This window comes from Fortiea contorta PCC 7126, from assembly GCF_000332295.1.
Classification (GTDB): domain Bacteria; phylum Cyanobacteriota; class Cyanobacteriia; order Cyanobacteriales; family Nostocaceae; genus Fortiea; species Fortiea contorta.
Window position 1 is genome coordinate 276196 of the sequence record NZ_KB235931.1, and the last position, 13126, is coordinate 289321.

Annotated in this window: 18 protein-coding genes; 12 read left to right on the plus strand and 6 right to left on the minus strand. The window is 43.0% G+C overall.

What is annotated here, in order from left to right:
- Window positions 1–43: 43 nt before the first annotated feature.
- Entirely contained in the window at window positions 44–376 is a 333-nt protein-coding gene (locus MIC7126_RS0125635) for a Mo-dependent nitrogenase C-terminal domain-containing protein (protein ID WP_017655992.1), read from the plus strand.
- Here MIC7126_RS0125635 and MIC7126_RS30000 read toward each other — a convergent pair.
- Entirely contained in the window at window positions 357–893 is a 537-nt protein-coding gene (locus MIC7126_RS30000) for a hypothetical protein (protein ID WP_154656032.1), read from the minus strand. The two genes, MIC7126_RS0125635 and MIC7126_RS30000, sit on opposite strands and share 20 nt — an antisense overlap.
- A 10-nt stretch (window positions 894–903) precedes the next feature.
- Between MIC7126_RS30000 and MIC7126_RS30900 the strand changes: the two genes are divergently transcribed.
- The 10 genes from MIC7126_RS30900 to MIC7126_RS0125690 all read left to right on the plus strand — a co-directional run bounded on the left by MIC7126_RS30900 (window position 904) and on the right by MIC7126_RS0125690 (window position 7236).
- Window positions 904–1110 carry a hypothetical protein gene (locus tag MIC7126_RS30900; RefSeq protein WP_154656033.1) on the plus strand — a complete coding sequence of 69 codons (207 nt, stop codon included), beginning with the start codon at window positions 904–906 and terminating at the stop codon, window positions 1108–1110.
- 9 nt (window positions 1111–1119) lie between these two features.
- Window positions 1120–2514: a nitrogenase iron-molybdenum cofactor biosynthesis protein NifE gene (nifE, locus tag MIC7126_RS0125650; protein WP_017655995.1), complete on the plus strand. Its 1395-nt coding sequence runs from the start codon at window positions 1120–1122 to the stop codon at window positions 2512–2514.
- Window positions 2515–2579: 65 nt separating this feature from the next.
- A complete protein-coding gene (gene nifN / locus MIC7126_RS0125655) occupies window positions 2580–3899 on the plus strand; it encodes a nitrogenase iron-molybdenum cofactor biosynthesis protein NifN (RefSeq protein WP_017655996.1) in 1320 nt (439 codons plus the stop codon).
- Window positions 3900–3969: 70 nt separating this feature from the next.
- The gene (nifX, locus tag MIC7126_RS0125660; RefSeq protein WP_017655997.1) at window positions 3970–4383 is read left to right on the plus strand and encodes a nitrogen fixation protein NifX; all 414 of its coding nucleotides are present in this window, start codon (window positions 3970–3972) and stop codon (window positions 4381–4383) included.
- Window positions 4380–4856, plus strand: coding sequence for a NifX-associated nitrogen fixation protein (locus tag MIC7126_RS0125665; RefSeq protein WP_017655998.1), 477 nt, complete (start codon window positions 4380–4382; stop codon window positions 4854–4856). The genes nifX and MIC7126_RS0125665 overlap by 4 nt, the downstream gene beginning before the upstream one ends.
- A gap of 109 nt (window positions 4857–4965) precedes the next feature.
- Window positions 4966–5166 carry a CCE_0567 family metalloprotein gene (locus tag MIC7126_RS0125670; RefSeq protein ID WP_017655999.1) on the plus strand — a complete coding sequence of 67 codons (201 nt, stop codon included), beginning with the start codon at window positions 4966–4968 and terminating at the stop codon, window positions 5164–5166.
- Entirely contained in the window at window positions 5163–5480 is a 318-nt protein-coding gene (gene nifW / locus MIC7126_RS0125675; protein ID WP_017656000.1) for a nitrogenase-stabilizing/protective protein NifW, read from the plus strand. The genes MIC7126_RS0125670 and nifW overlap by 4 nt, the downstream gene beginning before the upstream one ends.
- 10 nt (window positions 5481–5490) lie before the next feature.
- Window positions 5491–6285, plus strand: a complete 795-nt coding sequence (locus MIC7126_RS0125680; RefSeq protein ID WP_017656001.1) for a HesA/MoeB/ThiF family protein — start codon at window positions 5491–5493, stop codon at window positions 6283–6285.
- A 95-nt stretch (window positions 6286–6380) separates the two neighbouring features.
- The gene (locus MIC7126_RS0125685; RefSeq protein ID WP_017656002.1) at window positions 6381–6752 is read left to right on the plus strand and encodes an iron-sulfur cluster assembly accessory protein; all 372 of its coding nucleotides are present in this window, start codon (window positions 6381–6383) and stop codon (window positions 6750–6752) included.
- 184 nt (window positions 6753–6936) lie between these two features.
- Window positions 6937–7236, plus strand: a complete 300-nt coding sequence (locus MIC7126_RS0125690) for a 2Fe-2S iron-sulfur cluster-binding protein (RefSeq protein WP_015126455.1) — start codon at window positions 6937–6939, stop codon at window positions 7234–7236.
- A 96-nt stretch (window positions 7237–7332) separates the two neighbouring features.
- On the opposite strand, the gene MIC7126_RS0125695 is transcribed toward MIC7126_RS0125690, so the two are convergent.
- Window positions 7333–7542 (minus strand): TOBE domain-containing protein, encoded by a 210-nt coding sequence (locus tag MIC7126_RS0125695; RefSeq protein WP_017656003.1) that lies wholly within the window; start codon window positions 7540–7542, stop codon window positions 7333–7335.
- An 824-nt stretch (window positions 7543–8366) separates the two neighbouring features.
- On the opposite strand from MIC7126_RS0125695, the gene MIC7126_RS0125705 reads away from it, so the two are divergent.
- Window positions 8367–8720: a hypothetical protein gene (locus MIC7126_RS0125705; RefSeq protein WP_017656005.1), complete on the plus strand. Its 354-nt coding sequence runs from the start codon at window positions 8367–8369 to the stop codon at window positions 8718–8720.
- A gap of 8 nt (window positions 8721–8728) precedes the next feature.
- Here MIC7126_RS0125705 and MIC7126_RS0125710 read toward each other — a convergent pair whose 3' ends face one another.
- The 4 genes from MIC7126_RS0125710 to MIC7126_RS0125725 all read right to left on the minus strand — a co-directional run bounded on the left by MIC7126_RS0125710 (window position 8729) and on the right by MIC7126_RS0125725 (window position 12722).
- Window positions 8729–9214: a hydrogenase maturation protease gene (locus MIC7126_RS0125710; RefSeq protein WP_017656006.1), complete on the minus strand. Its 486-nt coding sequence runs from the start codon at window positions 9212–9214 to the stop codon at window positions 8729–8731.
- A 128-nt stretch (window positions 9215–9342) separates the two neighbouring features.
- A complete protein-coding gene (locus tag MIC7126_RS0125715) occupies window positions 9343–9765 on the minus strand; it encodes a hypothetical protein (RefSeq protein ID WP_017656007.1) in 423 nt (140 codons plus the stop codon).
- Between the two features lie 377 nt (window positions 9766–10142).
- Window positions 10143–11738, minus strand: coding sequence for a nickel-dependent hydrogenase large subunit (locus tag MIC7126_RS0125720; protein ID WP_017656008.1), 1596 nt, complete (start codon window positions 11736–11738; stop codon window positions 10143–10145).
- Window positions 11739–11759: 21 nt separating this feature from the next.
- Window positions 11760–12722, minus strand: coding sequence for a hydrogenase small subunit (locus MIC7126_RS0125725; protein WP_017656009.1), 963 nt, complete (start codon window positions 12720–12722; stop codon window positions 11760–11762).
- Between the last annotated feature and the right edge of the window lie 404 nt (window positions 12723–13126).

Genomic DNA, 13126 nt, shown 5'->3' on the forward strand with positions numbered 1-13126 from the left:
ACTTTTTACTTTTCACTTTTTCCTTGTACCTGAGATATATCTTATGGAAACTATCACCCATAATCACTCTCACGAACACTCTAATTACCATCCATCTAATTATAAAAAGTCCCGGTTTTTTCAACTTTTTAATCCTTTACGTCAGTTAGTGGATGGAATTCAAGTTAAACACTATCGTTTCGCTCATCTAATTTGTCAAACTATTCCCTGCTGTTGCCCTTTTGAGCGCAATGTTAACTTATTTGGACGGACTTTTCATGTGCCGGCGTTGTGCAAATTTAACCCTCTATATGACGAATTTGTAGGATTACGTTTTCGGGCGTTATCTTACCTCGCCGATGAATGTGGGGAAGATGTCACAAAATACATTTGTTAGATATGGGGTGATGGGGTGATGGGGAGGTGGGGAGGTGGGGAGGTGGGGAGGTGGGGAGGTGGGGAGGTGGGGAGGTGGGGAGGTGGGGAGGTGGGGTGATGGGGAGGTGGGGAGGTGGGGAGGTGGGGAGGTGGGGAGGTGGGGAGGTGGGGTGATGGGGAGGTGGGGAGGTGGGGAGGTGGGGAGGAAGCTTTGGGCTTAAAGGCTCGCGCTTGAGGTTCAAAGGCTCGCGCTTGAGGTTCCAAGGCTGACGCTTGAGGTTCCAAGGCTCGCGTTTGAGGTTCAAAGGCTCGCGCTTGAGGTTCAAAGGCTGACGCTTGAGGTTCAAAGGCTGACGCTTGAGGTTCCAAGGCTGAGGCTTCAGGTTCCAAGGCTCGCGTTTGAGGTTCAAAGGCTGACGCTTCAGGTTCAAAGGCTGACGCTTCAGGTTCAAAGGCTGACGCTTCAGGTTCAAAGGCTGACGCTTCAGGTTCAAAGGCTGACGCTTGAGGTTCAAAGGCTGACGCTTGAGGTTCAAAGGCTGACGCTTGAGGTTCAGAAGCTCAAACTTTAATCCCCATCACCCCATCCCCCCATCACCCCATCCCCCCACCTCCCCATCACCCCATCCCCCCATCACCCCATCACCCCATCCCCCCATCACCCCATCCCCCCACCTCCCCATCACCCCATCCCCCCATCACCCCATCTCCCCACCTCCCACCCTTCCTATTCCCTCATTAATTCATAGTTAGAGAACACAAATGAAAATTACCCAAGGCAAAATAAACGAGTTGCTGAGTGAGTCGGGATGCGAACATAATCAGCAAAAACAGGGAGAGAAAAAGAATAAATCTTGTACTCAACAGGCGCAACCAGGCGCGGCGCAAGGGGGTTGTGCTTTTGATGGGGCGATGATTGCGCTGGTACCCATCACCGATGCAGCTCATTTAGTCCACGGGCCGATCGCTTGTGCTGGTAATTCCTGGGGTAGTCGTGGTAGTCTCTCTTCAGGGCCGCAACTCTACAAAACAGGCTTCACCACAGATTTAAGTGAAAATGATGTCATTTTTGGTGGTGAGAAAAAGCTCTACAAAGCAATTCTAGAAGTCCATGAACGCTATCAGCCTGCGGCGGTGTTTGTTTATGCTACTTGTGTGACGGCGTTGATTGGGGACGATATCGAAGCTGTTTGCAAAGTTGCGGCACAAAAAGTCGGCGTTCCCGTAATTCCGGTGATTGCACCGGGATTTATTGGCAGTAAAAATCTGGGAAACCGTTTTGGTGGCGAAGCTTTGCTGGAATATGTAGTAGGTACAGCAGAACCAGAATTCACTACACCTTATGATATAAACTTAATTGGTGAGTACAACATTGCCGGTGAAATGTGGGGAGTGACACCGCTGTTGGAAAAACTGGGAATTCGCGTTTTATCTAAAATTACTGGCGACGCACGCTATCAAGAAATAACCTATGCTCACCGCGCCAAGCTGAACGTGATGATTTGCTCACGGGCGCTGCTGAATATGGCGAGAAAGATGGAGGAGCGTTATAGCATTCCTTATATTGAAGAGTCTTTCTACGGTATTGATGATATGAACCGCTGTCTGCGGAACATTGCTGCTAAATTGGGTGACGCCGATTTGCAGGCGCGGACAGAAAAACTGATTGCTGAGGAAATGGCTGCTCTAGATTTGGCGCTGGCTCCCTATCGCGCCCGACTCAAAGGTAAGCGAGTTGTACTTTATACTGGTGGTGTAAAAAGTTGGTCGATTATCTCTGCTGCTAAGGACTTGGGGATAGAAGTAGTTGCTACTAGTACCCGCAAGAGTACGGAAGAGGATAAAGCAAAAATTAAGAAGTTGCTAGGCATCGACGGCATCATGCTAGAGAAAGGCAATGCTAAAGAATTGCTGCAACTAGTTAAAGATACTAACGCTGATATGTTGATTGCTGGTGGACGCAATCAATACACCGCCTTGAAAGCGCGGATTCCTTTCCTCGATATCAACCAAGAACGCCACCATCCTTACGCAGGTTATGTGGGAATGGTGGAGATGGCGCGGGAATTGTATGAAGCTCTTTACAGCCCGATTTGGGAGCAAATTCGCAAGCCGGCGCCTTGGGATGAAACAGAATTCGTAGTTCGTAATTCATAATTACCTGATCTTTTTACCTCCCCACCTCATGACGTGAATGCAACTTAATACCAGGAAGTAGTTGAATGGCGATCGTTACTGTTCCTAATAAATCAGTTACTGTTAATCCCTTAAAGCAAAGTCAAGCTTTGGGTGCATCTTTGGCCTTTTTGGGTTTGAAGGGAACTATACCTTTGTTCCACGGTTCCCAAGGCTGTACTGCTTTTGCCAAAGTTGTCTTGGTGCGACATTTTCGGGAAGCAATTCCGCTCGCAACTACGGCGATGACGGAAGTCACTACGATTTTGGGTGGTGAGGATAATGTGGAACAGGCTATTCTCACTTTGGTGGAGAAGTCGCAGCCACAGATTATTGGTTTATGTAGCACTGGCTTGACGGAAACTAGGGGAGACGATATGCAAGGGATTTTAAAGGAAATCCGCAAGCGTCACCCAGAACTAGATAAACTAGCGATCGTGTTTGCGGCTACACCAGATTTTAAAGGCGCGTTGCAAGATGGTTTTGCAGCTGCTGTGGAAAGTATTGTCACAGAACTTCCCCGTCTTTGTGCAACGAAGGTTGAGCAGGTGACAATTTTGGCTGGTTCTGCTTTCACGCCAGGGGATGTGCAAGAAATCAAGGAAATGGTGACGGCTTTCGGCTTGATACCCATCGTTGTACCCGACTTGGGCGCTTCATTAGATGGCCATTTGGACGATTCCTACAGTGCTATCACAGGTAGTGGTACAACTTTGACTCAACTCAAAGAAGTCGGCGGTTCTGCTTTCACTATTGCTCTTGGTGAAAGTATGCGGGGTGCGGCGAAAATTTTGCAAGAGCGGTTTAACATTCCCTTTGAGGTGTTTAGGGAACTGACGGGGTTGGAACCTGTGGATGAGTTTCTCCAAGCTTTGGCGATTCTCAGTGGTAATAGTGTTCCGGAAAAATACCGCCGTCAACGCCGTCAGTTGCAAGATGCGATGTTAGATACGCACTTTTATTTTGGTGCAAAACGAGTATCTCTAGCTTTAGAACCAGATTTGTTATGGGCGACAGTGCATTTTCTGCAGTCGATGGGCGCGCAAGTCCACGCAGCAGTGACGACAACGCGATCGCCTCTTTTGGAGAAGCTCCCGGTAAAAAGCGTCACCATCGGTGATTTAGAAGACTTTGAGGAATTAGCCGTCGGTTCTGACTTGTTGATTGGTAACTCTAATTTGAGTGCGATCGCTAAACGATTATCCATTCCTCTTTATCGTTTAGGACTACCCATCTACGATCGCTTAGGTAATGGTCAGTTTACCAAAGTTGGCTACCGAGGCACAATGGAGCTTTTGTTTGGTATTGGAAACCTATTTCTAGAAGCAGAAGAAGAAAGAGTTAAAAATTTCCACGGTGATTGGTAATTCAAAATGTTATTTGTTAGCGATTTACCAATAGCAAATAATCAAGAAAAATCGACAGGAGACAAATAGAATGAAAATTGCTTTCACAACCAGTGACCGAATTCATGTGAATGCTCACTTTGGCTGGGCGAGAGAAATTGATGTTTATGAAGTCTCAGATCAAGGATATGAATTCATTGAGACTTTAAAATTTGATGGTGATTTGAAAGAAGACGGCAACGAAGATAAAATCACACCAAAACTTGATGCTTTAGTAGATTGCACAATTGTCTATGTTGTCGCTATTGGTGGTAGTGCGGCGGCTCGGTTAATAAAAAAAGGCGTTACCCCGATTAAAGCGCGTTCAGAAGATGAAAAAATCGCCGATTTATTAACTAAATTAGTGCAAACACTCAAAGGTAATCCCCCACCTTGGTTACGCAAAGCTTTGCAACAAAAAAGCACAAATTTTGTCGATGAAATAGAAAACGAAGCAACCGTATGAGCACAGACAACAATCTCAATGGCGTCGCCAGCACTGCAGTTTTAAACTCGCCTTTTTTGAAAGCGATCGTTCAACAAATTCGGGGACAAGATAGTTATGGAGTTTACCGAAATTGGGCAGACGAATTGATTTTGAAACCTTACGTCGTCAGCAAACAAAAGAAACGAGAAATTCCCATTGATGGCGAAGTTGATCCAGTAACCAAGTTACGGATTATGTCATTCTATCGAGCAGTCGCGGCTTGTATAGAACAAGAAACAGGCATGATATCTCAAGTTATAGTTGATTTAAGCCATGAAGGCTTTGGCTGGGTACTTGTTTTTTCTGGTCGTCTTTTGTTAGTTTGTAGAACTTTGCGCGATGCTCACCGCTTTGGCTTTGACTCCCTCGAAAAAGTCGCCGAAGAAGGCAAAGAACTAGTAGAAAAAGGCGTAGATTTAGTACGGCGCTTCCCTGAAGTTGGCAATTTGTAATTTGTTATTTGTGATTGCTTATTAGTTATTGGTTATTGGTCATCAACAGATAACTAATAACCAGATAACTAATGTTTTGAAATTAACAACAAATCACAAAGGACAAACAATGACAATTGAAGAACTAAAAGGTCAAATCAGACGCCTCAATAGTAAGGCGGGACAAATGAAAATGGATCTGCATGATCTCGCAGAGGGATTACCAACAGATTTTGAAAATCTCATGGCTGTGGCAGCAGAAACTTACGAAATCTATCGCCAGCTAGACGACCTGAAGCAACAATTAAAAACTTTGGAGAATTCTCAATGAATAAGACTATTGATGAGTTTAAAAAACTCACAGATGCGGAAGAATTTTTTGTGTTTTTCAATTTGCCATATGACCAACAATTTGTCAATGTCAATCGCTTACATATTTTAAAAAAATTCTCTCAATACATGGGAGAAATTGATGAGAAATTTCCTGATTTAAACCCAGAAGCAAAGCTTAGTCAATACTGCTTAGCTTTGCAAAAAGCCTATGAGGTCTTTCTCGAATCAACACCCCACGAACAAAAATTGTTCAAGGTGTTTAACGACAAGCAAAAAAATGTAGTCAAGCTGACAGAAATCACTTCTGATTAGGAGGTAAAAAGTGGTAAACCTAACGCCTACCGAATTAGAACGCTATAGTCGCCAAATGATGCTCCCGAATTTTGGCGAACTGGCACAAAAACGCCTGAAGTCAGCGACAGTCTTAGTTACAGGTGTGGGGGGATTAGGCGGTACGGCGGCGCTTTACCTAGCAGTAGCAGGCGTTGGACGGCTGATCCTAGTCCGGGGTGGCGATTTGCGCCGGGATGATATGAATCGCCAAATTTTGATGACAGATGACTGGATAGGTAAGCCAAGAGTCTTCAAAGCCAAGGAAACTCTCGACGCTATCAATCCTGATGTCCAAGTGGAAGCAATTCATGATTACATCACCCCGGAAAATGTAGATGAGTTGGTACAATCTGCAGATATGGCTCTTGATTGTGCCCACAATTTTACTGAACGCAATTTGTTAAACGCCGCTTGCGTGCGTTGGCGCAAACCAATGGTAGAAGCCGCAATGGACGGGATGGAGGCTTATCTGACAACGATTATTCCTGGTGTCACGCCATGTTTATCTTGTCTATTCCCTGAAAAACCTGATTGGGATCGGCGCGGCTTTTCGGTTCTGGGTGCTGTTTCTGGGACTTTGGCTTGTCTAACGGCGCTAGAAGCAGTCAAGCTGATTACTGGATTCAGTCAACCGCTATTATCGCAACTGTTGACTATTGATCTCCACCGGATGGAATTTGCTAAACGCCGTTCGCAGCGCGATCGCTCTTGTCCAGTTTGCGGTAACAGCGCACCTTGGAGATATGCACAAGCCAATTCTCTAGAACCTACCAATATTGCTTAATCTTTTGTCTTTTGTCAATCCAAATCACAAAGGACAAACCCCACAAATCAATACGCAATTCTCTTGCGTAACACACCTGTAATTAAGGAGAATTGATGACTGTTACTTTAACAGAAAAAGCAGAATTTCGTCTCAGGACATTTCTGTTAGGTTCCGCTCCCGATGCTAACGGCGCAACTAAAGGTGTCCGCATCTCTGTCAAAGATGGTGGTTGCAATGGTTATGAATATGGTATCGAAATTACCAGCAAACCTCAACCAGATGATTTAGTAATTCAGCAAGGTAAAGTGCTGCTTTACGTTGATGCTAAAAGTGCGCCTTTATTAGCAGGAGTTGTGGTTGATTTTGTTGATGGGGTGCTTGAAAGTGGCTTTAAATTTACTAACCCCAATGCAACTGATACTTGCGGATGTGGCAAGTCTTTCAAAGCAGGTGACTGCACGCCTAATGGTGTACCTTGCAGCTAATATTCTGGGAAGCTGGGAAAGACATTTGCACAGAAGTTTTTCACAGTTTCGTTAGCAGCAAATATCATTGTTGAGGCTTTCCATAAACGCTCTCTGAGCGGCTTCTCGAAGAGTTGAATAGGGAGACTTAACACTCTTTTCGAGAATTAAACCTAATCATATAAAGTTTGAGGAGAATCGGCAAATGGCTACCTACCAAGTTAGATTAATTAACAAGAAGGAAGAACTAGACACCACAATTGAGGTGGACGAAGAAACCACAATTTTAGAAGCAGCAGGAGAACAAGGTATTGATTTACCTTTCTCTTGTCACTCAGGTTCTTGTTCTAGTTGTGTTGGCAAGGTAGTTGAAGGTGAAGTAGATCAATCTGATCAAATCTTCCTAGATGATGAGCAAATGGCTAAGGGATTTGCTTTACTTTGTGTCACCTACCCACGTTCTAATTGCACAATTAAAACACATCAAGAACCATATCTCGTCTAAGTTAATTCTTAGCTTCAATTACTAAATAAATACCCGACTTCCTTGAGGAGTCGGGTATGTCTTTTCTATTAACAGAAGAAACAATTCACTGCTTTCTTATTCAACAGCAACTATCACATCTGATGATTTAATCACCGCATAAGCTTCCTTGCCTTCTGCAAGTTCTAACTTATCAGCTGATGATTTGGTGATGATTGCCACTATCTCTACCCCAGGTGCTAGTTCTAAGGTTACTTCTGTATTTACTGCGCCAGTTACAACTTGCTTGACAGTGGTTTTGAGAGTATTGCGAGCGCTAATTTTCATCTTTTTTTACCTTTTTACAATTGAAACATAAAACGTAGCAAATTATATTATAAAAATGCATAATCTTTAGTATTTCTTAAGGAAGAGAATAGCAGTTTAATGCGATTTACCGACCCTATTTGTGCATGGCATCGCTTACCATACATAATTATTAATTTTTCAAAAATATTTAAGTCTGCTGCAAATATTACTCTGCAATTAAATGTCAATAATCCTGTTTACTAGGTTAGCAAGTTCAATTCATTTGCCGTTTTTCAGGAATTGCAATGACATGTATGCTATAAAAGTTGATAATAATTCTCTAAAACAATGTCAAGAATTAATTTAACACTAATTAAAGATTTGTATTATACATATTAAAAGTATCAATGGATTCTTTTTTTTTATTTGTTGTGTTTATTATAGGTCTAGCTGGAAATATGAATATAGGGGCATAAGATATTGTTGCTGGTTAAATAGCGGATGCCGTTGAGGCGCTAGTACAGTATCAGATTATATTAATGCAAAAACATTCTATAAGTTTTTGATTTTAATAGACTTGTTCTCCTATTTTGCACTATTTCAACCAACCGATACAACAGAAAAACTTGCAAAAGTAGAAATTTATTCAGTTGTGCATCGGGTAAAAGGGATGCATTTAATTAAGGTGGGCAATTTTAGTGAAAATACTAGTTACTTCTGCATTAATCAGGCGTTGGTTAAAGATTCTGCTGTAACTTTATTTTTTGTGCCCGACTAAATTAGTTATCCAACTGCTATGTAAATAGTTAGTTTTTTAGGGTCAAGAGTTTATCTTGCTGGAAATTTGTAGGGAGTTAATTCTAATGGTAAATGAAGATGATTCGCACCCGATACAGTTGACATCGGCGGATATTATCCTGCGTCAACAACTAGAATATTCTATTAGCAAATACTTTTATGCAGCGTGCGATCGCATAATTCAAAACCTCCTATCTAATTGTCGTTGGTATGTGACAACCCACGCCAGTTTAATGATATTAGTGATTGAATGTCCTGACCAAGTTACTAACTGGCGAATCTTGCAAAAAATGGTGCCAATGGGAACTCTACTCAGTCAGATTGTTAGCGACGCAAAAATCCGCATCTGTCCTCCAGAAAGCCAGGGAATACCTTTTGAAATGAGAGTAGATGAATTAGCGGTTTATCGGGAGATGTAGAGACGGAATTAATCGTGTTTACAGTTATCTGGGTTTTGCTTGATGAGTGTGATGATTTCCTCATAAACTACATTAGCCGCATCTTCCACCACAGAATTTAATTCTAGTCCAAAACCCAGATTAGCGGCTTCAATTAAATAAACAGTTACGTCTTGAGGAAAATCATTTGCAAATATTTTCCTCCCAGTAGCTAAAGCATTATCCCAACGAAAACTATGCAAATTATAACTAGGTTCTGGAAGATTTTCTAATTCTTCTCCTGGGACTTTAAATATAGCACCTGGTTGGGAATTTGTGGAACTGGCGTCAACAATTATTAACTGTTTGCTACCTCTAGCTTGAAACATTACTTCCATCCCCGCAGTTCCACAGTCATAAATTTGCACGTGAGGATGGGGATGTTCAGCTAGATATGTTTGTAGGCGTTGGGCAATAATTACACCTACAGCATCATCATTGCGATTAAGATTTCCACAACCAATAATTGTTAGCATTTTTTAATATTATTTGTTATAAAGGGAGCATATGTTGGTTTATTACTATAACTTAAAATCTTCATAGACGTGGTTTAAGTAAGGTGGGCAATGCCCACCAAAACCTGCAAATGAATGTTAAATGTAGTTTAAAAAACTACATCATATTTTTTCGCAATTTCTATAAGTTTCTCACACTGTTCTTGTCCCGCTTTAATTAATATTGCTTCCGCTTCCTCTGGATTTTTGCCATCAGGGGGAATTAAATATTTGACGTAAAGCGAGACAAAATCAGCAACGATCGCCAAACCTAATAACCCGTGTTCGTCTGCTTCTTTACCTGCGATCGCTGCTACTAAACCAGCTTTAATTGGGTCTGGTTTCATTTTCATAAATTGATCAATTAATTTGGGAACATATTCCCCAGGCTGCAGATTATTTAACTTACTTGTATCGGGTGTAAAGTTAAATCCTGCTGCTTTTGCTTGTTCAACAACACACCATTCTGTGAACTCTTGTAGTGCTGCTTCAGGAAGACGAGGAAAATATCTGTGGAGTGCGATGTCTGACACAAGCTTACCTTATAAATTTCAATTTTTTGAGGCGCATCAAAGCCAGACTAACGCACTGTTTATGAAAGTTTTAGTGTATTATGCTACGACTAGGAAATAAATCGTTTTTAAAACTTGTATAAAAGAATAGGGAAGATAAATCGACAAAAGCCATGCCCAGAAAAATTTGGGAATTGAAAGCTTAGATTGCACGTGAAGCATTTGTTTATTTACCCAAGCGTGGTAAAAGTAGCCACGAACGATGGCGACACCCAATGATTAGAAAAACATTATAGAGTTTACCGCAGATTACAAGCTACAAATTATTGTAGGGGTTATTGTAGGGGCACAACATGTTGTGCCCCTAGCCGTGTACTGTTCGCTACAATTAAAATTTTCTAAGCAGTGCGGAAACGCGCCAACTCTTCACCAGTCTTCGCATCGTGGGCGTGGACTGTACACACCAAGCAAGAATCAAAAGACCGCGCCACATGTCCCACTTCCACTGGATCTCTAGGATCGTAAATTGGTGTCCCGACTAAAGCTTCTTCCACGGGACCCCTTGCACCTCCACCGTCGCGGGGGCCGATATTCCATGTACCAGGGGCGATAACTTGATACTGTTTAATCTTACCGCCTTCTATTTCTATCCAGTGACACAAAGCGCCGCGTGAGGCTTCGGTTGCACCCCAACCTTTACCGTCTTTTTCTTTAGGTTTGATATACCAAGGGTCGTTTAATTTGAATTCCCGCAAGCAGTGTTCAGCTTGGCGATATAGCTTGACAATTTCATGAACTCGTGCTAACTGACGGACATGGGTGTTAGCACCGCCCATTTGCTTGAAGACATCGAGGATGAAGCCGTCGGAATGTTGCCAAGATTCGCCATGATTCCCGCCCGCGACTAGTTGACGGGCTAAAGGGCCAGCTTCTAAACGTCCAAAGTCTTTGTGGAGAACAGCGCTCGCCCAGGAATAAGCGTTGTCGAAGTCTTTGGTATTGTTGGCGATGGGTTTAGTAGTGCGATCGCCTGGATGAATATCGGCTGTGCCTTCATCATACCAGGAATGAGTTGTGTTCTCACGGGCAAAGGATTGATCCATCAAAGTGTGAGTATCACTAAAGCTGTCATACACGCCACTTTTCATAATCACAGCCGCATTTCGCCCCTCGATAGTCGGCTTTTGGTATTTGTCTTCATGGGGTAAATATCCCCAAGTAACATACTTACCCACACCAGCGCCGAATCTATCCAAACCAATATCTAAACCCATGCGCCAATATAAACCCAAGTCGGAATCCCGATGCTTGCGGTCTTCTTCTAACCACTCCATGAAATCATCATAAGTTTGAATTTCTTCATAGCGTTCTAAAGAACAACCCAACCACACAGGTTCTAACCAATTGGTGCGGAAATATTCCAACAGCGACCAAGCGCGGGTAATGTCTGTGAGAGTGGGGGCGCACATCACACCACCAGGAACCATATAACTGCTGTGGGGCCATTGTCCACCTAATAAGGCATAAATTTCTACAGGTTTAGCAGAAATAGTAATGCCTAATTCATAAGATGTACCAGTGAAGGCGGCGAAGCGTCTGACAGCTTCATCATAAAAGTGACTTTTGCGGTAATTTCGATGAGTTAAATCAATCGCAAATAACCCATAAAAATACCGGGGGATACTTTGAATTGTTTCGACTATTTGCCCTAAATTTCTCGCCAAAATTGCATTGCGAGGAACTTCTGTTTCCCAAACTGTGTCTAACGCCCAAGATGCAGAGGTTAAGTGAGAACCGCCGCAAATACCACAAATGCGGGGTGTGACAATCAAGCCGGCTTGCGGGTCTTTACCGCGTAATATCACTTCAAATCCCCGAAAAAGTTCGGCATGTGTCCAAGCATTAACTACATACCCATCTTCGATGTCCACGCGGACATCTAAATCTCCCTCAACTCTACCGACTGGGGAGATATCTAAAGTTTGGATTGTCATTGGTTATTTATCCTTAATGCCCTAAACTGTAAAAAAGTCCTCTTCTGCCCAGGCGGGGGCGGCGTTTTTGGCGGACATTGTGAGGATGGCGTAATCTTTGGTTTTGATACCTGGGGGTAGTTCTTTGGGAACTCCCATGACGGTTTGGGTTTTGAATACGGTTCCAGGTACGAGGTCGTAGAAGGGAAATTCGGGTTCAGTACAACCTAAACAAGGCATACCGGCGCGGGTTTTGGAGGAAACGCGGTTCCAGAGGATGCGGTTGCAGGAGGAATGAGTCATGGGGCCGCGACAACCTAAATCGTAGAATAAGCAGCCTTTGCGCTGACCGAATTCGGCGACTGATGCTTTGTAGGCAAAGTGGACGTTGCGGGTACAACCTGTTTGGGTGTAGGTGTTGAAGAAGGTTTGGGGGCGATTTAGTTCATCTAAAGCAATGTCTGCGATGCGTCCGGTGGCGATCGCTACTAATATTTGACTGATCCAGTCTGGATGGGCGGGACATCCGGGAATGTTAATTACGGGTAATCCTGATTTGGTGACGAAATCTTTCCCTAAAAAACCGCCTGCTTGACGCTTGAGAAATTGTAAGCCTTCGGATTCGCTGGGGTTTGGTGACATGGCGGGAATTCCTCCCCAGGTGGCGCAGTCTCCCACGGCGACGATAAAGCTAGCTACTTGGGCGAGGTCATTTAGCCAATCTTTCATCGGGCGATCGGCAAAGCGATTCCATTCTCCTGTACCGTTGGGGGCGTTGACAACACTACCTTCAAACACGAGGATATCTAGGGGAATAGTACCAGAAATGCAATCATTGAGGAGTGTTTGCAGGTGTTCGCCTAGTTCTAATCCCAAGGAAGGATGCCAAAGTACCTTAATCCCAAAATCAGCAATCAGGTCACAGACTGTCGGTTCTTCGGCGTTAAGAAACGACATGGTGTTACCAGAACAAGCACCACCTTGCAGCCAGAGTACATTAGTCATTGGCTATATATTTTCTATTGTTAACTGTACACAAACTCAGTGATCAAGCTTGTAGAGTGTCACGAGGTTTTCCATATTTATCTTTTAAAATAAAGTATTTTTTTAAGCAATTCTGTTCAATTAAAGAAAAATTTATAATTAATCATGTCGATAACAAAGCTGACATGTGCAAGAGTTGATGAAAAGGAACTCTTAACAGGTGAATCCACTTGCCTAAATGCATAATTTATTTTGCACAACTACTTAAAAGGTTATAGTAATAGCAGATAGTTTTACCAAAATGTGAATAATAGATATTTTCATATCATCAATCTTTAACTAAACAAGATTTCAGATATTCACTAAAGACATTAAAAGTCAACAATTTTAGCGTTAACCCTGAGAATAGGTGCTTGCCAGGAAAT